The sequence below is a fragment of the Prevotella sp. P6B1 genome, assembly GCF_000702825.1.
Classification (GTDB): domain Bacteria; phylum Bacteroidota; class Bacteroidia; order Bacteroidales; family Bacteroidaceae; genus Prevotella.
This window is the reverse complement of record NZ_JNKF01000014.1, coordinates 34,653-54,952: the sequence shown is the minus strand read 5'-3', so window position 1 is coordinate 54,952 and position 20,300 is coordinate 34,653. Positions and strand designations below refer to the sequence as shown.

Here is a 20,300-nt window from a genome sequence, read left to right as displayed (position 1 = left end):
GAATACTATGTGAACTATAATTTTTTTTCTGCAAATAGCATGCCATTAATTGATGGAGTAGGAGAGCATCTCGTGCTGTTCGATGTAATCAATCAGCTGGTGCTTGACGTTGACCCCCTCGCGCTTACTGCGCAGCAACACGTGGTTGCCCCCATGCGAATCACGGAGCTGGAAGAACAACTTCGTGGTGCCGGGATTCTCGTTAATCAGCTCTGTCAGGTCGGCTACTATCTGATCGTTCAGCTGATCGGTAACCAGCGAGATGGTGATACGGTCGATGGCACGCTCCTTAATGGTCTGCAGGAACTCTACGCCGCCAATCTTCAGGTCTTTCGGACCATTCTCATTATACTGGAATCGTGGACGTACCTTTCCTGTGACATAGACCGACGCACCTATCGAGAACATGCCTGCACGCTGTCCCCATTCCTCGCCCATCATAAACAGTTCGCCTGAACCCTCGAAATCTTCGATGGTGACAACACCATAGGGCTTGCCCGTTTTGGTGAAGCCTGTCTTGACACCTGTCACAATACCACCCAGTATGACATCCTCGCGGTCAGACAATTTGTTGGTGTCTGCCAATTCGACACATTTTGTGTTGCAGAGGTTGTCGAGGATAATCTTATACTCATCGAGTGGGTGAGCCGACAGATAGATACCTACCAGCTCGCGCTCTTTGTTCAGTCGTTCAATGTCGCTCCAGCGTACATCATTCTTGGGGGGCTGGGGCTGGGCTATCTCTACGCCCTCGCCAAACATGCCGAACAGCGAATTCTTCATCTCGGCCTGTTCCTGCTGGTACAGCTGACCATAGCGACAAATGGTCTCAATAAATGTTTCGCCCTTCTGGTTCTTGGCAAAGAAATCTTCGCGGCGAAAGCCAAAGCTGTCGAAACCACCACTCAGTGCGAGCGATTCGAAGGCCTTGCGGTTAACCGATGAGTAGTTGACACGCTGGGCGAAATCATAGATGTCCTTATATGGGCCGTTCTTCTCGCGCTCTTCGATAATAGCGAGCGCAGCCGAATCGCCCATGCCCTTGATAGCGCCTAAGCCGAAACGGATTTCACCATGATGGTTCACACCGAACTTCTCGTAACTCTCGTTTACATCTGGTCCCAGTGTGGCTATGCCCATCTGCTTACATTCGTCCATCAGCTTGGTGATTTCTGTAATCTGGTCGCGACGGCGGCTCATGATGGCAGCCATGTATTCGGCAGGGTAGTTGGCCTTCAGATAGGCTGTCTGGTAGGCTACCCATGAGTAGCAGGCAGCATGCGACTTGTTGAACGCATACGAGGCAAACTTCTCCCAGTCGGCCCATATCTTCTCCAGAATCTTCGGGTCGTGACCGTTCTTCTTACCGCCATCGATGAACTTAGGCTTCATGGCGTCAACGATGTCCTTCTTCTTCTTACCCATGGCCTTTCGCAGCGCGTCACTCTCGCCTCGTGTGAAGTCGGCCAACTGGCGGCTCAGCAACATCACCTGCTCCTGGTACACTGTAATGCCATAGGTGTCCTTCAGGTACTTCTCCATGCAATCGATATCGTAAGTAATGGGCTCGCGGCCGTTCTTACGGGCGATGAATGATGGGATATAGTCCATAGGTCCTGGGCGATAGAGTGCGTTCATCGCAATCAGGTCCTCGAATACCGTTGGATGCAGTTCGCGCAGGTATTTCTGCATTCCTTGCGACTCAAACTGGAAGGTACCGATGGTACGTCCTTTCTGGTATAGTTCGTATGTCTTGGGGTCGTCGATGGGAATAGTATCGAGATCCACATCGATGCCTCGTGTACGCTTGATGTTGGCACAAGCCTCCTTCAACTCCGACAGGGTTTTCAGGCCCAGGAAGTCCATCTTGATGAGTCCAGTCGATTCAATCACGTGGCCATCGTACTGTGTACAGTTGGTCTTGGTGCCTTTGAAGTCAGGGTCATCGGCGGTAGATACGGGCACATGATCGCTAATCGGGTCGCGACAGATAATGAATCCGCAGGCGTGGATACCAGTTCCACGAACCGTTCCCTCAAGCATCTTGGCGTACTTCATCGTGTTGGCAATGCGTGGGTCGGTCGAAGTCTCTGCTTCCTGCAGTTCTGGTACGGCCTTGATGGCATTCGTCAGATTCATCTTGGGCGTCTTGCCATCCACATCCGGCAGTCTGTCGGGGATTGCCTTACACAGGGCGTTTGATATGGCCAGTGGCACATTCTCTACGCGCGCAACATCCTTAATAGAGTTCTTGGTAGCCATCGAAGCATAAGTGATGATGTGGGCACAGTTCTCATGACCGTATTTGTCCATTACCCATTTCAGCACCTTGCCTCGTCCGTCATCATCGAAGTCGGTATCGATATCAGGCAGCGAGATACGGTCAGGATTCAGGAAACGCTCGAACAGCAAATCGTATCTCAACGGGTCGATCTTGGTGATACCTAAGCAATAGGCTACCACGCTACCAGCGGCCGATCCACGACCCGGACCTACCATCACGCCCAATTCGTCGCGAGCCGAGTTGATAAAGTCCTGCACAATCAGGAAGTAACCAGGGAAACCCATGGTCTTCATGATATGCAGCTCAAAGCGAATACGGTCATCAACCTCTTTCGAAAGAGGATCGCCATAGCGCTTAGTGGCGCCTTCGTAGGCCAGTTTCGCCAGATAGTCGGCTTCGAACTTGATGCGGTAAATCTTGTCGTAACCTCCTAATTTCTTGATTTTCTTTTCGCCATTCTCAGGCGACAGCTGGTTCTCGCCATTCTCATCGCAGGTGAACTCTTTATAGAGATCGTCCTCGGTAAACTTCTGTCGCCACTCTTCCTCGGTACCGAAACTCTCCGGGATGGGGAAGAAAGGCATGATAGGGTCGGCATCCAGACTGTAGGTCTCTACCTTATCTAATATCTCAACGGTATTAGCCAGTGCCTCAGGCACATCGCTGAAGATGTCGTTCATCTCCTGGCGCGTCTTAAACCACTCCTGCTTGGAATAGAGCATACGGGTTGGATCGTCGAGGTCCTTACCAGTAGCCAGACACAACAGGTGGTCGTGCGCTTCAGCATTCTCCTTATCTACAAAGTGGGCGTCGTTGGTACATACTAACTTCACACCATATTCCTTGGCCAACTCAATCAGTACTTTATTGGCTTGCTGCTGGAGTGGGAATGTTTCGCGATTGGCTCGGATGCTGGGGTCGGTCACCTCGTGGCGCTGCAGCTCCAGATAATAGTCGTCGCCCCACAGATTCTTATGCCACTCGATCGACTTTCTTGCACCTTCGATATCGCCCTTCAGAATCTTAGCTGGCACCTCGCCGGCAATACAAGCCGAGCACACAATCAGGTCCTCGTGATATTTCTCGAGCTGCTTGTGGTCTGTACGCGGACGGTTGTAGAAACCATCTACCCACGAATTACTAACCAGTTTAATCAGGTTCTTGTAGCCGTTCTGGTTCTTGGCGAGCACAATGAGGTGGTAGCCACCAAGGTCCTCTTTGCCTTCCTTTAGCATCATGTCGCCGCGGCGTGCCACATACATCTCGCAACCGAAGATAGGTTTGAATGGTTCAAGCCCATCTTTCTTGCGCTGTTTGTTTACACCATTACAGATGTCGTGGAATTCCTTAATGCCGAACATGTCGCCGTGATCGGTAATCGCCATGCCTTTCATGCCGTCGCCGATAGCTTTGTCTACAAGCTTTTTGATGCTCGATTGTCCATCGAGAATCGAATAATATGTATGTACGTGTAGATGTACGAAATCTTCCATTTTTTTGTCTGAAATGCTTAATTTTGAGGTTCAAAGGTACGCTTAAATTTCGAGATTACCAAAAGAAAAGCGTGAAAAGTTTGTAACACTCGAAAAAAAAATGTACCTTTGCACCCAGAAAGAAACAATCGAGTTGTAACTAATGGGAGAAAGAATTAAGAAACTGAAAAAGATCAGAATTCATCGTGAAGGTACTAACGAGTTGACACTCAGTGCCTTGGCTATATTTTTTATAGGATCATTATTGTGGTATGGACTTGAGACAACAATTCCTTTCTGGATTTTCGTTGTTGTTTTCGTTACCGCATGGCTGATAGCATTAAACTTCTATCGCTGTCCAATTCGCTATTTTAATGGCGATACAGAAAAAATGGTAGTAGCTCCTGCTGATGGCAGAATTGTAGTTGTGGAGGAAGCTGAGGAGAATACTTATTTCCACGATAAGCGATTGATGATCTCTATCTTTATGAGTCCGCTCAATGTGCATGCCAATTGGTATCCTGTTGACGGAAAGGTAAAGTTTGTAAAGCACTTCAATGGTAACTATCATAAGGCCTGGCTGCCTAAGGCCAGCGAGGAGAACGAGCATGCCGACATCATGATTACCACACCTGATGGCCAGGACATTCTGGTGCGTCAGATTGCTGGTGCTTTGGCGCGTCGTATCGTGACTTACGCCAAGGATGGCGAGGAGTGCTACATCGATGAGCACTTGGGCTTTATTAAGTTAGGTTCGCGCGTGGATGTGTATCTGCCAATTACCGCCAAGGCTTGTGTCACTATGGATCAGCCCACCACAGGCGATCAGACCGTCATCGCTAAGTTGGCGTAATGTCAATGTTCAATGTTCAATGGTCAATGTTCAATGATTAAAAAGCATATTCCAAATACAATAACCTGCTGCAACCTTATTTCGGGCTGTATCGCTACATATTTCGCTTTTCTTAGCGATTTCGAGATGGCGCTGCTGTTCATCGTCATCGGAGCTGTATTCGATTTCTTTGATGGCATGAGTGCCCGATTGCTGGGCGTTTCATCACCTATCGGTAAGGAGCTCGATTCGCTAGCCGATGATATCACCTTCGGTTTCGCTCCATCGGCTATCGTGTTCAGCTATCTGTGCACATTCCACATCGACCTGCCGTTTGTTCCGTTCCTGGCATTCGTGATGGCAGCCTTCTCGGCCCTGCGTCTTGCTAAGTTCAATCTCGACGAGCGTCAGGCTTTGGGATTCATCGGACTGCCTACACCTGCCAACGCCCTTTTTTGGGGATCCCTTATATTGGGACTGCAGCAGAACGATATCGCATTCGATGGAATAGTGTGGGTGATACTTCTTGGCACTTTCGTAAGTTGCTACCTGCTGATAGCCGAGATACCTATGTTTGCGCTCAAGTTCAAGCATTGGGGATGGAAAGGTAATGAAATTAAGTATATATTCGTAATATCATGTATTCCTCTGTTACTCCTTTTGGGAGTTAGCGGCTTTGCGGCCATCATAGCGTGGTACGTATTGCTGTCTAAGATTGCAGTTTTAACAAACAAGTAAGTAAAAATGGTCTTTATGAAGACTCTTGTAGCCTTTATTGTATTCGGCTTTATTGCTCTGGCTATTATCGCTATCATCGTTATCAACGTGTTGTATCGCAACATGAAGCGTATGCGTGAAGATGCCGAAGATTTCTTCTATCGCCGTGACAGACGTAACGAGCAGAAGGATCGTAATCCCTTTGGTGAAGATTATTTCAAAAGCAGTCGTAAGACTGATAGTCAGGACGCCCGCAGGGCTCGTGAGAAGCAACAAAAAACCACTCGTAGAACAACTACAAGCGGTGGTGTTACGATTATCGATGAGCGCCAGGAAGACAAGAAGATCTTCGATAAGGGCGACGATGAATATGTAGAGTTCGAAGAAGTCCGCTGATAGCAGGCTTCTTCGAATTTTTCTATTTAGTTGTGAACCAGCGTGCCAATCTGCTCGCCATCCATAACTTTCTTCAGATTTCCCACTACATCCATATTGAATACGTAGATAGGCAGGTTGTTGTCCTGACACATGCAGATGGCTGTCAGGTCCATCACCTTCAGTCCACGAGCCAATACTTCTTTGTAGGTGATATCATCGAACTTAGTGGCTGTAGGATCCTTCTCGGGGTCGGCAGTGTAGATACCATCTACGCGGGTACCCTTCAGCATCACGTCGGCCTCAATCTCGATACCACGCAGACTTGAACCAGTGTCGGTGGTGAAGTAGGGTGAACCTGTTCCTGCTGAGAAGATGCACACATAACCAGCCTCCATAGCCTCGATGGCCTTCCACTTGGTGTAGAACTCGCCGATAGGCTCCATGCGGATGGCTGTAAGCACCTTATTCTTCACGCCAACAGCGCCAAGGGCAGAACTGAGTGCCAGCGAGTTAATGACCGTGGCGCACATGCCCATCTGGTCGCCTTTTACACGGTCGAAACCTTTCTGTGAGCCAGAGAGACCACGGAAGATGTTACCACCGCCAATCACGATGCCGATCTGTACACCCATGCCGGCAATCTCCTTAATCTGGTTAGCATAGTCACTCAATCTCTCAGGGTCGATGCCGTAGCCCTGCTTTCCCATCAAGCTCTCGCCTGAGAGCTTTAAAAGAATTCTCTTAAATCTTGCCATATACCTTATTATTATATAATGAATTGTACTTCTTTGAATGCGAACAAATGCGCTACACCTTTCTCGTCCTGAAGCATCAGGCGGCCATCGTCGTTGACGCCAACGATACTGGCTTCGAAACGGATGCCTTTTGTCATAAACGGGTGTTTGCCTTCTCGCCTGTATAATCTGTTCAGATAGTCCTGATGCATGTTCTTGTTGTTGCAGGCCTTGTCAAGCAGACTCAGAAAGGTGTTCAGGAATTCATCGCGATCCACTTCCTTATTTGTAATCTGCTTGATGGATACGGGATTAGGCGCATCGCTTCTGAATGTGGTCTGATTGATGTTCAGTCCAATGCCGATGATACAGTCCTTAATACGTCGGCCGTGAATGCGGTTTTCTATCAGTACGCCGCAAATTTTCTTGTCGCCTACGTATATATCGTTAGGCCACTTAATTTCTATCGGGGCGCTGATATACTGACTCAGAGTCTGACAAAGTGCTACTGAAACGATCTGCGTAATGATGAATTGCGTTCTGGCTGATACCTTTTGGGGGTGTATCAACACCGAACATAATAGATTCTTGCCTGCTTCCGACTCCCATGAGTTTGTTCCGCAACCTCGTCCTGCCGTTTGGTATTCAGCCACCACCACCATTGGGTCTTGTGTCTCCTCAATGGTGTGCTGATCTATCATATCCTTCATCCAACGGTTGGTAGAATCTGTTTCTTCGATGTGTACAATCTTAAAATCCATCATTTCGTTTGCAAAGTTAAGAAAAAAATCGTAATTTTGCAACATGATTACAGAAGAACAGCAAAAAAAAGACGAGCGGTATATGCAAATGGCCCTTGATGAGGCTCATGAAGCGTTGCAAGTGGGCGAAATACCTATTGGTGCAGTTGTGGTTTGCAAGGACCGCGTCATATCTCGTGCGCATAATCTGACTGAGACATTGTGCGACGTTACTGCTCATGCAGAGATGCAGGCTATTACAGCTGCGGCCAACACCTTAGGTGGCAAATACTTGACTGATTGTACGCTTTACGTTACGGTAGAACCTTGTACGATGTGTGCTGGTGCTATAGGTTGGGCGCAGATTCCGCGTATAGTATATGGCACTTCTGACGAGAAGCGTGGCTACCATGATCTGGCTCCCAGGGCTTTTCATCCTAAAGCAACAGTAACCAGCGGTATTCTCGAAGCAGAGTGCCGGCAGCTGATGCAGGATTTCTTTAAATCCAAGCGTTAGTTGTTTTTCTGTAGTTTATTTAATCTTCGTTGCGCATCGCCGGCTTCTGGATATAGTTCCAGAGCCTTCTGGTAGTTGCGGATAGCAGCATCGAGCATGTGTTCGCGTTCGCATTCGCGTCCCATGATGGTGTATTCGGCTGCCAGGCGTTTCAGCAGGTTATTCTTGGCATTGAGCTCTTCCCTCAGCTTGGCTATCTCGGTCTCGTGTCGTGACTGTATTTCGATGATGGCCCGTTTCTGCCGGTTGATAATCTCCAGTTTCCTCTGGATATATCTCTTGATATGTGGTTTCTCGATATCATAGCGCGAATGGATGGCTTTGAAGAAGTTGTCGAGAAACTTTCCGAACTCGCCTTTGTCGAACGCCCTGATGGCATCACGGTATTCACGGTCGGCCTTGCCTTCCTGAAGGGCTTGGTTGATGGTTTGCGGGTCGTTATACTGGTTGGCGAATCTCACTACTTCGGCCCTGACGAAGATATCGCTTTGACGCAGTGGCGCTTTTAGCGTGATACCTTCGAGCGATGTGCATCGTGAGAGGGCAACATAAGTCTGACCACCGGCAAAGGCGCCTCCACCACCGAAATCGATTGATACCTGTTGGAAGGTGAGACCCTGGCTCTTGTGAACAGTTATGGCCCAAGCCAGTCGGATAGGGAACTGGGTATAGGTGCCCAAAAGTTCCTCTTCGATTTTCTGTTCCTTCTCGTTGAAGGTATAGCGCATGTTCTCCCAGATGTCGCGCTCTACATCGTATTCTAATCCCGACTCAGTGATGATGCCGATGATGCCCTCTTCTTCGTCGATGTATTCGATGGTGCCCAGTGTGCCGTTGACCCAGCGCTTCTCTTTGTCGTTCTTGATAAAGATAATCTGTGCCCCAGGTTTCAGTTGCAGTTCCATGGGGGTAGGGAGTGACGACTCAGGGAAGTTGCCCTTAATCACCCCCTTAAACATGCTGATATCGCCATCGAGGGCAGCGAGTTTCTGCTCGTTGATGAAATCCACCGTATCGCGGCGGGCAGCCAGTGTGATGGATAGTTGGGTGTGTGGTGTTGGGTGTGTGGTGCTGGATGCTACGCGGGTGTTGAGGGCGCTCAGGTCGCCAGGCGTAGCGGTGTTGTTACGGATACGATCGAGGATGGCTATGAATTTATCGTCTGTCTGGCGATACACTTTTCGCAGCTCTATCGAAACAATCGGCATAACCTGCCACACTTTCGCATTGAAGAAATACGGCGATGGATAGAAAGGCTGTAATAGTTGACGGTCCTCGTCCTTGAGTACGGGTTCCAGCTGGTAGATGTCGCCAACCAGCAGCAGTTGTTTGCCGCCAAAGGGCTCTGGGTTGCGCGTATAGGCGCGCAGTACCTTATCAATAAAGTCGATGATGTCAGCCCTGACCATCGAAATCTCGTCGATGATAATCAGTTCAACCTCGCGTATCAGCTTGCGTTGGGCTCCGGTATATTTCAGGGTTTCCTTCAGGTGTCGCCAGTCATATTGCGTGTCGTTGGGCAATAGCGGATGAAAGGGTAGCTTGAAGAAACTGTGCAATGTAGAGCCGCCGGCATTGATGGCAGCGATGCCTGTTGGTGCCAGGATTACATGTTTCTTTTTGGTGTTTTGGGATATGTAGCGCAGAAAGGTGGATTTACCAGTGCCCGCTTTTCCGGTCAGGAAAAGCGAGCGCCGTGTATAGTTGATGATCTGGAGAGCGTCTTGCCACTCTTTGTTGTCCAGATCAAGTTGCTGTTCTGCGTGCATTAGTCTTTTTTCTCTGTAGCTTCGCCGTTATTGTTGGGTGTTGGTGTCTGGTTGGCATTCTCGTTGTCGCCCTCGAGCGGCTTCTGGGGGCCATCGCCCTGAACCTCTATCAGTTCTTCGCCATCGGCCATTCTCAGTGAATCGACACCAATGGAATCAGAATCAGAGGGGAGTGCGAGATAACCGCCGCAGCCATACATGGCTTGGTTGAGGTCGGCATCGCGTGGTGCAGCAAACTTAGCACGATACTTCTTGAAGGCAGGATCCTTCAGTACGCTACCTAAGAAGTAGCCGCAGATGGGTAGCGCTGTGCGGTTACCCTGACCCAACATACCTGTGCGGAAGTGGATACAGCGATACTCGCCACCAACCCATGCACCGCAAACCAGATTAGGTGTGGTGCCGATGAACCAGGCATCAGAGTGGTTGTTGGAGGTTCCTGTCTTACCACCGAAGTCGGTATCTGTGATATCGTAGCCTACGAAACCTCTCAATCGCGAACTGGTACCGCTCATTCCGCCCATCAGCAGTTGCTGTACCAGGAAGGCGCTACGATAGGGGATGGCCTGTTTGCCATCGGTAGGTGCTTCGTAGATCACGTTACCGTCGCGGTCCTCAATCCTGCTGACCAAGACGGGATCATGCTGAACACCACCGCTGCAAGGTGTGCAGTAGGCACTCACCATCTCCAGCAGGTTCACGTCGCTCGAACCTAATGCCAAGGCTGGGGTAGCGTCGAGCTTACTCTTGATACCCATGTCGTGGGCAGTCTTTACGATGTTGTCGATACCGCACTCCTGACCCAGACGAACGGCTACCGAGTTGATACTCATAGCGAAAGCCTGCTTCAGAGTGATATCCGAGTTGGTAAAGCGTCCGTCAGCATTCGTTGGTGCCCATGTCACCTCCTCGCCGTGATCCATGACCTTCATCGAGAAGTACTCGTCCTTACGGGTGTCACAAGGCGTGATGCCCTGATTCATGGCCTCAGTATAAACGAACAGCTTGAAGGTAGAACCAGGCTGGCGCATAGCGGTCACCTTATCATACTTCCAGGTCTTGAAGTCTATATCGCCCACCCATGCCTTTACGTGTCCGGTCTGAGGCTCGATGGCCACAAATCCGCAGTGCATAAAGCGCTCCATATAGCGTAGTGAGTCGAGGGTTGAAATCTCTTTCTCGATATAGCCCTTCTCATAGTCGAATAACTTGACTGTATGAGGGAGGTTCAGATAGTAATCGATAGAGTCCTGATTACCATCGAACTTGCGATTCAGATATTTATAATAAGGTGTCTTCTTGGCCAGGTCCTCAATGAAGTGAGGAATCTCTACATGGCGCTCATCCTGCCAGGGATTGGTTGATCCCCAGTGGGCGTTGAAGGATTTCTGCACTTGCTGCATCTGCTTGACAGCTGCCTCTTCGGCATATTTCTGCATGCGGGTGTCAAGTGTTGTGTAAATCTTCAAACCCTCGGTATAGTATGCGTATTTTTTGTTTTCACCATAATAGTTGGCACACCAGTCCTTCATAAAGTCGGCTACAGCCTCTCGGAAATAGTTGGCCTCACCGTCGTAGGCGTTCTCCACGCTGTAGTCAAGTTTAATCTCCAACTGCTTCAGTGAGTCGCATTCTTCCTTTGTCAGGTCGCCATGCTTCTGCATCAGGTCGAGAACGATGTTGCGTCGCTTCAGCGAGTTCTTGGGGTTGATGAGCGGGTTATAATAGGTGGTAGCCTTCAGCATACCTACCAGAACAGCGGCCTGCTCAGTGGTGAGCTGCTTGGGTGAGCAACCAAAGTAAGTCTTACATGCGGTTTTGATACCAAAGGCGTTCGAACCGAAATCGACGGTATTGGCATACTGGGTCAGAATCTCATTCTTGGTGAAAAACAGTTCCAGCTTGTAGGCGGTAATCCATTCCTTGCTCTTCAGGATCAACATCTTGATACCAGGGATATTGCCTAACAAGCCTGTAGAGTATTCAGAACGTGTTCGGAACAAGTTCTTGGCCAACTGCTGTGTGATGGTCGATGCACCACGCGCGTCGTGATGTAAAGCATAATCTTTCAGAGCGGCTGCAAATGCCTGATAATCAATACCATGATGACTGTAGAAACGCTCGTCCTCAGTGTCGATCAGCGCCTTCCAGAACGCAGGATTTACATCCTCGTAGCCGACAGGTGTACGGTTCTCGCTGAAGAATTTTCCTATCTGCTTGCCATCGGCACTATAGATCATTGACGCTTCTGCCGGACGTTTGTTCTTGATCGTCGACATGGATGGCGACTTACCGAACAACCACAGGAAGTTGATATCTACAGCACCCAAGTAGAGGAAAAAGGCTACGATGAGTGATGCGATAGCCACCAAGGTCTTGATATACCATGCGCGTCCCTGATACAATCCTTTGTACCACGGCCAGAGGCCCTTGATTTTCTGCAGGGCCATGTTCAGCATGCCCATGTATTTGTTAGATGTTTCGTTGCTCATAGTCTTGAGATATGTAACTGATTATTTGTTCTTTTTCGTTTGGGTGAAACCACCTTATCTGTTCATCTTTCTTATACCATGTTAATTGTTTGCGGGCGTATCTGCGTGTGTTGCCCTTGATGCGTTCCACCGCTTCTTCGAGTGTCCATGTTCCGTCCAGATAGGCAAACATCTCTTTGTATCCTACGGTGTTCAGCGCATTCATCTGTCGCATGGGGTAAAGGCTTTTGGCTTCTTCCAGCAGCCCTTCGGCCATCATCTCATCTACGCGGTGATTGATGCGGTTGTAGAGCTCCTCGCGCTCTCGGTTCAGTCCGATCTTCACGATATGGAAGGGGCGTTGCTTTGTTTCACGCTTGCGGAACGAGGTATAGGTCTTACCTGTCATCAGGCAAATCTCTAATCCATGCACCACGCGGCGTGGGTTTTGTTTGTCTACGATGTCGTAGTATTCTGGGTCGAGAACCTTCAGTTCTGCTACTAAGGCTTCAAGTCCTTCGTCGGCCAGTCGGCGTTTCAGCGTCTCGCGTGTCACATCGTCAACGGTAGGGATATCGTCAATACCATTACATACCGCATCGATGTACATCATACTGCCACCAGCCATCAGGGCGAAGTCGTGTTCACGGAATTCCTGTTCCAGAATCTCCAGTGTCTGTTGTTCAAAGAGCGAAGCACTATAATAGTCGTTCAATGAGAGCGAGCCCACAAAGTAATGTTTTACTTGTGTGAGCTGCTCAGCTGTTGGACTTGCCGTGCCAATCTTCAGTTCCTTATATATCTGCCTTGAATCGGCATTGATGATAGGGATGCCAAAGTGTTGGGCTATATCGAGGCATAAGGCTGTCTTACCTACTGCCGTCGGCCCTGTGATGACGATGAGCGTCTTAGCGGATGACACCTCTTTTTGAACTTTCGATGAACGAGCAGATGTATTCTACCTCCTTGCAGTCGGGGTACTTGGCGCGTGCTTCGGCCACGCCTTCCTTCATCACCCCCTTTGAGTAGATGATGCGGTAGGCATCGTGGATGGCCTCGATGGTCTCGTTAGAGAAACCACGACGACGCAGACCGATCAGGTTCACACCAGCATAGCGGATAGGCTCCTTACCAGCAATCACGTAGGGAGGAATGTCCTGACTGGTACGGCTACCACCCTGGAACATGATATAACCGCCCACGTGCAGGAACTGGTGGAACAGGCAGCAGGCAGAGATGATAGCGTTATCATCAACTACAACCTCGCCGGCAAATTTGGTAGAGTTGCCGATAATGCAGCCGTTACCAATCTCACAGTCGTGTCCGATATGCATATTCTCCATCAGCAGGTTGTTGTTACCCACGGTGGTCTTACCCTTTGAGGCAGTACCACGGCTGATGGTGACGTTTTCGCGGATAGAGTTGTTATCGCCGATCTCGCAGGTGGTCTCTTCGCCCTGGAACTTCAGGTCCTGAGGCTTGGTAGAGATTGAAGCACCTGGGAAAATCTCGTTGTTGTTACCCAGACGGGTACCAAAGTGCAGTGTTACGCTGTTATACAGCTTGTTGTTGTCGCCGATTACTACGTTCTTGTCGATCACGCAGAAAGGGCCGATAATATTATTGTCGCCCAGTTTTGCCTCGGGGTCGACAATAGCCATTGGATGTATCTGATTTGCCATATTTTCTTTGAGCTTTGAACTTTACTTATTCTTTACAATCTGGGCGGTGAAGGTGGCCTCGCTTACTACGTGGTCGCCCACGAATACGTAGCCCTTCATCGAAGAGATACCATGACGTACGGGAGCCAGCAGTTCAACCTTGAAGATCAGGGTGTCACCAGGAACCACCTTCTGACGGAACTTCACATCGTCAATCTTCATGAAGTAGGTGCTCCAGCGCTCGGGCTCCTCCAGTGTGTTCAGTACCAGCAGTCCGCCGCACTGTGCCATTGCCTCAATCTGCAGTACGCCTGGCATAACGGGCTCTTGTGGGAAGTGGCCCTGGAAGAAAGGCTCGTTAGAGGTGATGTTCTTGATACCTACGATAGTGGTTGCACCCAGCTCTACTACCTTATCTACCAACTGCATGGGGTAGCGGTGGGGCAGCAGTTCGCGAATACGGTTCACGTCCATGATGGGCTCCTCGTTGGGATCATAGATGGGCGCCTGAATCTCGTGCTTGCGAATCTCCTTGCGCATCTGGCGTGCAAACTTATTGTTGATAGTGTGACCAGGACGTGTAGCGATGATACGACCCTTGATGGGCTTACCGATCAGCGCCATATCGCCGATGATGTCGAGCAGCTTGTGGCGTGTACACTCATTCTCCCACTGCAGAGGCTTGTGCTGGATATAACCCAGATCGGTGGCGTCGCGATGCTCAACATGCAGCATGTCGGCCAGCATGTCCAGACGCTCCTGTGTGGTTTGACGCTCGTAGATAACGATAGCGTTGTCCAGGTCGCCGCCCTTGATCAGGTTGGCCTGCAACAGGGGCTCAATGTCGCGTACGAATACAAAAGTACGTGCGCTGGCAATCTCGGTGGCATATTTCTTTGGATCATCGAGTGTAGCAAACTGCGAGTTGATGAATTTGCTCTCGAACGAGCACATAGCGGTGATGGTGAAAGCATCATCGGGCAGGATAGTGATGCACGATCCAGTCTGCTCATCCTTGATCTCAATCTTCTTGCGAATCACATAGTAGTCCTTGGGGGCGTTCTGCTCCTCAATACCTATCTCCTGGATCTTGTTCACATAGAGAATGGCTGAACCGTCGAGAATAGGGAACTCAGGACCGTTGACCTGGATCAGACAGTTGTCGATGCCTAAGGCATAGAGTGCTGAGAGACCGTGCTCTACGGTTGATACGCGTGCGTCGCCCTTGGCCAGCACAGTACCGCGCTGTGTGTCGATCACGTTCTCGGCGATAGCGTCGATGATAGGCTGTCCTTCGAGGTCGATACGCTGAATCTTGTAACCAGTATTCTCTGGTGCGGGGTTGAATGTAACAGTCAGGTTCAAACCTGTATGCAGTCCTTTTCCGAACAACGAAAAACTGCCTTTCAGTGTTTTCTGTTTCATATCATTTATTTTCTTTTTTGCAACGGACAACAGGACTTTAGGATTTTTTTATCACGAGGAATTTTTTTTCTTTCAGTCCTGTAGTCCGTTGCTAAATTATTATTTCTCCAGTTTTTCTTTCAGGGCGTCGATTTCGCGCTGCAGGGCTGCTACCTGGCGATACATGTCGGGCAGCTTGGCATCGATGGCACGTGCCTTGAAGTACATCTTGGGATTAACGGCGGGCGAACCGATAAGCTGCTCACCATTACCCTTGGTGTTGCTGATCACACCGCACTGGGCACCTACGAAGGTCTTGTCGGCCACCTGGATGTGACCTGCAAATCCTGCCTGACCGCCGACCATACACCAGGCGCCGATCTTGGTCGAACCAGCCAGTCCTACCTGAGCACTCATCACGGTGTTCTCGCCAATCTCACAGTTGTGGGCTACCTGAATCAGGTTGTCCAGCTTCACACCCTTGTGGATAACGGTCTGTCCCATGGTAGAACGGTCGATACAGGTATTGGCACCAATCTCTACGTTGTCCTCGATAACTACGATACCAATCTGTGGAATCTTGTCGTAGCCCTCGGTGTTAGGTGCAAATCCGAATCCGTCGGCACCTACCACGCTGCCAGCGTGTATTGTCACGTTATTTCCAATCTTACATCCCTGATAGATGGTTACGTGAGGGTAGAACAGACATTTTTCGCCTACCTGCACGCCATCACCAATCACGGTGTGGGGATAGATCTGTGTGCCGTTGCCTACAACAGCACCGTCGCCAATCACAGCAAAGGCACCGATATACACGTTCTCGCCAATCTTGGCTTTAGGCGAGATAGATGCCAATGGGTCGATACCGGTCTTGGCAGGTTTCATCGACTCGTAGAACTGCAACAGCTTGGCCACGCACTCATAGGCGTTTTTTACGCGGATGAGTGTGCAACTAACTGGTTTATCAAGCTCTACGTCCTCGTTGATGAGTACTACACTCGACTTGGTGTCGTAAATATAATGCGTATATTTGGGGTTTGAAAGGAATGAAATGGCTCCTTCAACGCCCTCTTCAATCTTAGCAAAAGTGCGGACGGCTGCATTCTCATTGCCTTCCACTCTTCCCTGAATCAGTTCTGCAATTTGTTTGGCTGTAAACTCCATAATTTGCAATTATTAATTTTAATATCCGTGCAAAGATAACTATTTTTCTTCAAATCTTTGATAACAAAGATAATATTTTCGTATTTTTTTTGATAGTAACTGAACATTTAGCAATTCCGAGGCTTCAGAAATGTCTCTGATCTCGCCATTTTTGTAAAGTATTTGTATCTTGTCATCGTCCACGTTGTACATGTCCTTCTGGATGGTGTTCAGGCTCATCAGATAGTGGGCGTCTTCGTAGGCGATATCCATCTTCTCGGCGATGGTATGTTTCAGTTCGTCCAAACGTTTGGGCGTAGGCTCATTCTCCAGTACTTCGACCTTGAAGATGTGGCGGTCCAGCATGTCGGTGGCCAGCGTGGCGAGGATCTTGTCGCTGTGGTGCTTCCAGGCCTTCATGGCGCTCCAGATGTCGCTGTCGTCCAGTTCGCTGTAGTACTGCAGCGCCTCGGGGTGCGATGCGAACCATTTGGCGTCGATGTCGTTCTCCAGGAAATAGAGTAGGGCAGGCGATGCAAACACCTGCTGACCGTTTCGGATCAGCCACTTGGCGCGGTTCAGCATATTGACTAATACCTTCTCGTAGGCCACGCATGTGCGGTGCAGATATACCTGCCAGTACATCAACCGGCGGGTGGTCAGGTAGTTCTCCAGCGAGTAGATACCTTTCTGTTCTACTACAAGCGAGTCGTCTACCACGTTGAGCATCTTGATGATACGTGCGCTGCCGATGTTACCCTCGGTCACACCGGTATAGAACGAGTCGCGGCGCAGGTAGTCCAGTCGGTCCATATCCAACTGACTCGAAATCAGCTGGTGCAGGAAGTTCTTCGGATACTCGCCTTTGAAGATAGAGATGGCCAGATTCAGCTGTCCATTCATCGAGCGGTTGATCTCTTCCATCATCATCAGTGATATCTCCTCGTGGCTGATGCCGCTAATCAGCGTGTTCTCCAGTACGTGCGAAAAGGGGCCATGACCGATATCGTGCATCAGGATGGCTGCTTGTACGGCTTCGGCTTCCGAATCGAAGATGAAGTTGCCTTTCTGCTGTAAGTTCAGAATGGCCTCGCTCATCAGGTGGAAAGCACCTAAGGAGTGCTGGAATCGCGTATGCCTGGCCCCAGGATACACCACAGAGGCCAACCCCAACTGATTGATGCGGTTCAGCCTCTGAAATAAGGGGTGCTCTACAATCCCGTAGAGTATGCCTTGTGGTATTTTGATAAACCCGAATACCGGGTCGTTAATGATCTTAACCTCGCCCACAAACTTGGAACTTTGAAGTTTGAACTTTGATCTTTAGCAGATGCCGGCATCTGCCAGGATCTTGGCCATCTGCTGCTGCAGCTCCTCGGCCTTCTGTCCGGCTACCTCGGCAAAGTCTTTCTCGTTCGAGGCGTAGATGATGCCGCGAGATGAGTTGACCAGCAGACCGCAGTCCTTAATCATGCCGTACTTGCAAACCTCCTCTAAGCTGCCGCCCTGAGCACCAACGCCAGGAACCAGCAGGAAGTGGTTAGGAGCCAGCTTACGGATGTCCTCAAACATCTGTCCCTGTGTGGCACCAACTACGTACATCATGTTCTCGTCGTTGCCCCATTCCTGACTCTTCTTCAGTACCTTTTCAAACAGGCGCTCGCCATTCTCGTCCTTCATCAACTGGAAGTCGTGGCTGCCTTTATTGCTGGTAAGAGCCAGCAGTACCACCCATTTGCCGTCGTAGCCCAGGAACGGTGTTACGCTATCTTCGCCCATATAAGGGGCAACGGTCAGCGCATCTACGTTGTACTGCTCAAAGAAAGTCTTGGCGTACATCTTCGATGTGTTACCGATATCGCCGCGCTTGGCATCGGCTATAATCAGGTGTTGGGGATAGTTCTCCTGCAGATATTCGATAATGCCCTCGAAAGCAGCCATACCTTCAATGCCGTAAGCCTCGTAGAAGGCCAGGTTAGGCTTGTAGGCCACGCAGTAGGGGGCTGTAGCATCGATAATGCGGGTGCTAAACTCAAACAGCATGCCGAAGATCATCTCCTCCTCTTCATACTCTTTCTTTACAATCTCCTTCAGGCCTTTGGGCATCTTGTCCAGGTCTGTGTCCAGTCCCACGCACAGAAAGCTCTGCTTCTCGCGAATCTGTTCAATCAGTTCTTTTCTGGTCATATCTGATTTAATGTTTAATGTTCAATGAATCAAAGTTCGTTCTCCTTCATGCGCTCGGCATTCTCGGCAACGGTCAGCGCATCGATCATGGCCTGAATATCGCCGCCCAGGAATCCCTGCAAGTCATGAGTGGTATAGCCGATACGGTGATCGGTCACGCGGCCCTGTGGGAAGTTGTAGGTGCGGATCTTGGCCGAACGGTCGCCAGTAGAAACCAGACTCTTACGACGGTTGGCGATATCATCTACGTACTTCTGGTGCTCCTTATCATAAATAAAGGTGTACAAGCGAGAGAGCGCACGCTCCTTGTTCTTAGGCTGGTCGCGGGTCTCGGTACACTCAATCAGGATTTCCTCGGTCTCACCCGTGTTGGGGTTCTTCCACATGTAACGCAGGCGTACACCCGATTCAACCTTGTTTACGTTCTGACCACCAGCACCCGAACTACGGAAGGTATCCCACTTGATTTCGCCCTCGTTTACGTGTACCTCAAACTTATCAGCTTCGGGCAACACGGCCACGGTGGCAGCACTCGTCTGCATACGTCCGTTACTCTCGGTCACTGGCACACGCTGCACGCGGTGCACACCACTCTCGTACTTCAGTGTGCCGTAAACATCGGCTCCTGATACAGAGAAGTCAACCTCCTTGAAACCGCCTACGGCCCCTTCGGATACGTAGGTAATAGCAACCTGCCAGCCCTTCGACTCGCAGAAGTTCTTGTACATCTTGAATAGGTCGCCGGCAAACAGGGCAGCCTCATCGCCACCTGTTCCTGCGCGGATTTCCATTTCTACGTTCTTGGCATCCTCGGGATCCTTCGGAATGAGGGCAATCTTGATTTCCTCCTCTAACTGTGGCTGCAATTCCTCGTTGATAGCCAGCTCTTCGCGTGCCATCTCCTTCATCTCGGGGTCACTCTCGTTAGCCAGTATATCCTTAGCCTCCTTGATGCCGTTCAAGCATGCAATATAACGTTTGCGGGCATCCATGATATCGCCCAGATCTTTGTATTCCTTTGTCAGTTTTACGAATCGCTGCTGGTCGGCAATCACGGCGGGATCGGTAATCAAGGTTGAAACCTCTTCGAATCGTGCCTCCAGTCCGTCCAGTTTCTGTAGAATGCTGTTACTTGTTTCTGCCATTTGTTTATATATGTATTATTTTGGGCTGCAAAGTTACGGAAAAAAGCCCGTATATCAAAATATTTTTTCGCTAAAATGCTGTTTTTCTGTTTTTTATGGCTACTTTTGCAATGTGAATCAACAATACAAGGATTGAGTGGCCCATATCTTAGAGAAATAGTGACACATTATTGATCGTTTTTTGATATCGTAGGGGTGACTGAAAAACCGCGAGTTAATTCAAACGATCAATCGAGCCAGCTCAAATCATCAATCGAATTAACTCAGCATAAAAATCGACTGAATTTACTTAAGTCAGCAACTCTAACAAAAAGTTTTTACGATTATTAGGCAGTTGAACTGACCATAGACCGACATTGCTCCAGATAGTAATAATAGTAGTAATAATTTCAGTTTCATATGCAACATATCACTAATAATTATAATGATTACCTTCTCCGCCCCTGTGAATCCAGAGTTCTGCCCTGTACTTTGTGCCAACATCGAAGCAGAAGCAAACACCAAGAGACTTAATAGCTATCTTAGTTTGTCCATTCAGATTCCTTTCCTTTTTTGAGTGACACCCCATGCCCCCAAGGTTTACTTTTATGATTACGCAACCATCCCCAAGGCTGGAAAAAGCTTTTTCCAGTTTCTCTTGCAATATCTTCTTCGAAATCAGATCCTATTAGAAACAATTTATCGTACTTGACGCCTACAACATCCTGCAAATCAACTATGCGCCAATATGTTGTATCTGTACATGTAGGCATATCTTTCTACATATATTGAGAAAGTTTATTCTCAAATTTTGAGCAACTATATAATAATGGTAGAATTATTAATAATACCATGAATCTATTTTTC

General features: G+C 49.2%; 17 protein-coding genes. 4 read left to right on the top strand and 13 right to left on the bottom strand.

The window, feature by feature from the left end; all coding sequences use genetic code 11:
• Positions 1 to 45: 45 nt before the first annotated feature.
• Positions 46 to 3,777, bottom strand: a complete 3,732-nt coding sequence (dnaE, locus tag T495_RS0111050) for a DNA polymerase III subunit alpha (RefSeq protein WP_033148733.1) — start codon at positions 3,775 to 3,777, stop codon at positions 46 to 48.
• A 142-nt stretch (positions 3,778 to 3,919) separates the two neighbouring features.
• Here dnaE and T495_RS0111045 point away from each other — a divergent pair, with 142 nt between their 5' ends.
• Genes T495_RS0111045 through T495_RS0111035 form a run of 3 tightly spaced genes read left to right on the top strand, consistent with a single transcriptional unit; the run spans position 3,920 to position 5,701 of the window.
• Positions 3,920 to 4,609: a phosphatidylserine decarboxylase family protein gene (locus T495_RS0111045; protein WP_033148732.1), complete on the top strand. Its 690-nt coding sequence runs from the start codon at positions 3,920 to 3,922 to the stop codon at positions 4,607 to 4,609.
• Positions 4,610 to 4,642: 33 nt separating this feature from the next.
• A complete protein-coding gene (locus T495_RS0111040; RefSeq protein WP_033148869.1) occupies positions 4,643 to 5,326 on the top strand; it encodes a phosphatidylcholine/phosphatidylserine synthase in 684 nt (227 codons plus the stop codon).
• Between the two features lie 15 nt (positions 5,327 to 5,341).
• The gene (locus T495_RS0111035) at positions 5,342 to 5,701 is read left to right on the top strand and encodes a DUF4834 family protein (RefSeq protein WP_197020388.1); all 360 of its coding nucleotides are present in this window, start codon (positions 5,342 to 5,344) and stop codon (positions 5,699 to 5,701) included.
• Between the two features lie 26 nt (positions 5,702 to 5,727).
• Here T495_RS0111035 and pyrH read toward each other — a convergent pair whose 3' ends face one another.
• Together pyrH and T495_RS0111025 are read right to left on the bottom strand one after the other, a co-directional pair.
• Positions 5,728 to 6,438: a UMP kinase gene (pyrH, locus tag T495_RS0111030; RefSeq protein WP_028903820.1), complete on the bottom strand. Its 711-nt coding sequence runs from the start codon at positions 6,436 to 6,438 to the stop codon at positions 5,728 to 5,730.
• A gap of 11 nt (positions 6,439 to 6,449) precedes the next feature.
• On the bottom strand, positions 6,450 to 7,181 hold the full coding sequence (locus T495_RS0111025; RefSeq protein WP_051523112.1) for a biotin--[acetyl-CoA-carboxylase] ligase: 732 nt from the start codon (positions 7,179 to 7,181) through the stop codon (positions 6,450 to 6,452).
• Positions 7,182 to 7,221: 40 nt separating this feature from the next.
• Between T495_RS0111025 and T495_RS0111020 the strand changes: the two genes are divergently transcribed.
• Positions 7,222 to 7,674, top strand: a complete 453-nt coding sequence (locus tag T495_RS0111020; protein WP_033148730.1) for a nucleoside deaminase — start codon at positions 7,222 to 7,224, stop codon at positions 7,672 to 7,674.
• Here the strand turns inward: T495_RS0111020 and T495_RS0111015 are convergent.
• The 10 genes from T495_RS0111015 to T495_RS0110965 all read right to left on the bottom strand — a co-directional run bounded on the left by T495_RS0111015 (position 7,671) and on the right by T495_RS0110965 (position 20,206).
• On the bottom strand, positions 7,671 to 9,443 hold the full coding sequence (locus T495_RS0111015; RefSeq protein WP_028903823.1) for an ATP-dependent RecD-like DNA helicase: 1,773 nt from the start codon (positions 9,441 to 9,443) through the stop codon (positions 7,671 to 7,673). The two genes, T495_RS0111020 and T495_RS0111015, sit on opposite strands and share 4 nt — an antisense overlap.
• Complete coding sequence (locus T495_RS0111010; RefSeq protein ID WP_081832101.1) at positions 9,443 to 11,935, bottom strand: transglycosylase domain-containing protein; 2,493 nt, start codon at positions 11,933 to 11,935, stop codon at positions 9,443 to 9,445. Before T495_RS0111010 ends, T495_RS0111015 begins: the two co-directional genes overlap by 1 nt.
• Positions 11,916 to 12,836 (bottom strand): tRNA (adenosine(37)-N6)-dimethylallyltransferase MiaA, encoded by a 921-nt coding sequence (gene miaA / locus T495_RS0111005; RefSeq protein ID WP_033148729.1) that lies wholly within the window; start codon positions 12,834 to 12,836, stop codon positions 11,916 to 11,918. The genes T495_RS0111010 and miaA overlap by 20 nt, the downstream gene beginning before the upstream one ends.
• Entirely contained in the window at positions 12,823 to 13,596 is a 774-nt protein-coding gene (gene lpxA / locus T495_RS0111000; RefSeq protein ID WP_033148728.1) for an acyl-ACP--UDP-N-acetylglucosamine O-acyltransferase, read from the bottom strand. Before lpxA ends, miaA begins: the two co-directional genes overlap by 14 nt.
• A gap of 21 nt (positions 13,597 to 13,617) precedes the next feature.
• Positions 13,618 to 15,009, bottom strand: a complete 1,392-nt coding sequence (locus tag T495_RS0110995) for a bifunctional UDP-3-O-[3-hydroxymyristoyl] N-acetylglucosamine deacetylase/3-hydroxyacyl-ACP dehydratase (protein WP_155993649.1) — start codon at positions 15,007 to 15,009, stop codon at positions 13,618 to 13,620.
• Between the two features lie 90 nt (positions 15,010 to 15,099).
• On the bottom strand, positions 15,100 to 16,143 hold the full coding sequence (lpxD, locus tag T495_RS0110990; RefSeq protein ID WP_033148727.1) for a UDP-3-O-(3-hydroxymyristoyl)glucosamine N-acyltransferase: 1,044 nt from the start codon (positions 16,141 to 16,143) through the stop codon (positions 15,100 to 15,102).
• Between the two features lie 39 nt (positions 16,144 to 16,182).
• Complete coding sequence (locus tag T495_RS0110985) at positions 16,183 to 17,412, bottom strand: HD domain-containing protein (RefSeq protein WP_033148726.1); 1,230 nt, start codon at positions 17,410 to 17,412, stop codon at positions 16,183 to 16,185.
• Positions 17,413 to 17,445: 33 nt separating this feature from the next.
• Positions 17,446 to 18,309 (bottom strand): orotidine-5'-phosphate decarboxylase, encoded by an 864-nt coding sequence (pyrF, locus tag T495_RS0110980; RefSeq protein ID WP_028903829.1) that lies wholly within the window; start codon positions 18,307 to 18,309, stop codon positions 17,446 to 17,448.
• Positions 18,310 to 18,338: 29 nt separating this feature from the next.
• Positions 18,339 to 19,454, bottom strand: coding sequence for a peptide chain release factor 1 (prfA, locus tag T495_RS0110975; protein WP_033148725.1), 1,116 nt, complete (start codon positions 19,452 to 19,454; stop codon positions 18,339 to 18,341).
• Between the two features lie 521 nt (positions 19,455 to 19,975).
• Positions 19,976 to 20,206: a hypothetical protein gene (locus tag T495_RS0110965; RefSeq protein WP_028903832.1), complete on the bottom strand. Its 231-nt coding sequence runs from the start codon at positions 20,204 to 20,206 to the stop codon at positions 19,976 to 19,978.
• Positions 20,207 to 20,300: the final 94 nt, after the last annotated feature.

Bases quoted from the DNA above. Each gene is read 5' to 3' on its own strand.
- T495_RS0111035 (WP_197020388.1), top strand. From the start codon at position 5,342: ATGAAGACTCTTGTAGCCTTTATTGTATTCGGCTTTATTGCTCTGGCT.
- pyrF (WP_028903829.1), bottom strand. From the start codon at position 18,309: ATGACCAGAAAAGAACTGATTGAACAGATTCGCGAGAAGCAGAGCTTT.
- lpxA (WP_033148728.1), bottom strand. From the start codon at position 13,596: ATGGCAAATCAGATACATCCAATGGCTATTGTCGACCCCGAGGCAAAA.
- T495_RS0111045 (WP_033148732.1), top strand. From the start codon at position 3,920: ATGGGAGAAAGAATTAAGAAACTGAAAAAGATCAGAATTCATCGTGAA.
- lpxD (WP_033148727.1), bottom strand. From the start codon at position 16,143: ATGGAGTTTACAGCCAAACAAATTGCAGAACTGATTCAGGGAAGAGTG.
- dnaE (WP_033148733.1), bottom strand. From the start codon at position 3,777: ATGGAAGATTTCGTACATCTACACGTACATACATATTATTCGATTCTC.
- T495_RS0110965 (WP_028903832.1), bottom strand. From the start codon at position 20,206: ATGCCTACATGTACAGATACAACATATTGGCGCATAGTTGATTTGCAG.
- prfA (WP_033148725.1), bottom strand. From the start codon at position 19,454: ATGGCAGAAACAAGTAACAGCATTCTACAGAAACTGGACGGACTGGAG.
- pyrH (WP_028903820.1), bottom strand. From the start codon at position 6,438: ATGGCAAGATTTAAGAGAATTCTTTTAAAGCTCTCAGGCGAGAGCTTG.
- T495_RS0111025 (WP_051523112.1), bottom strand. From the start codon at position 7,181: ATGATGGATTTTAAGATTGTACACATCGAAGAAACAGATTCTACCAAC.
- T495_RS0111020 (WP_033148730.1), top strand. From the start codon at position 7,222: ATGATTACAGAAGAACAGCAAAAAAAAGACGAGCGGTATATGCAAATG.
- T495_RS0111015 (WP_028903823.1), bottom strand. From the start codon at position 9,443: ATGCACGCAGAACAGCAACTTGATCTGGACAACAAAGAGTGGCAAGAC.
- T495_RS0111010 (WP_081832101.1), bottom strand. From the start codon at position 11,935: ATGAGCAACGAAACATCTAACAAATACATGGGCATGCTGAACATGGCC.
- T495_RS0111040 (WP_033148869.1), top strand. From the start codon at position 4,643: ATGATTAAAAAGCATATTCCAAATACAATAACCTGCTGCAACCTTATT.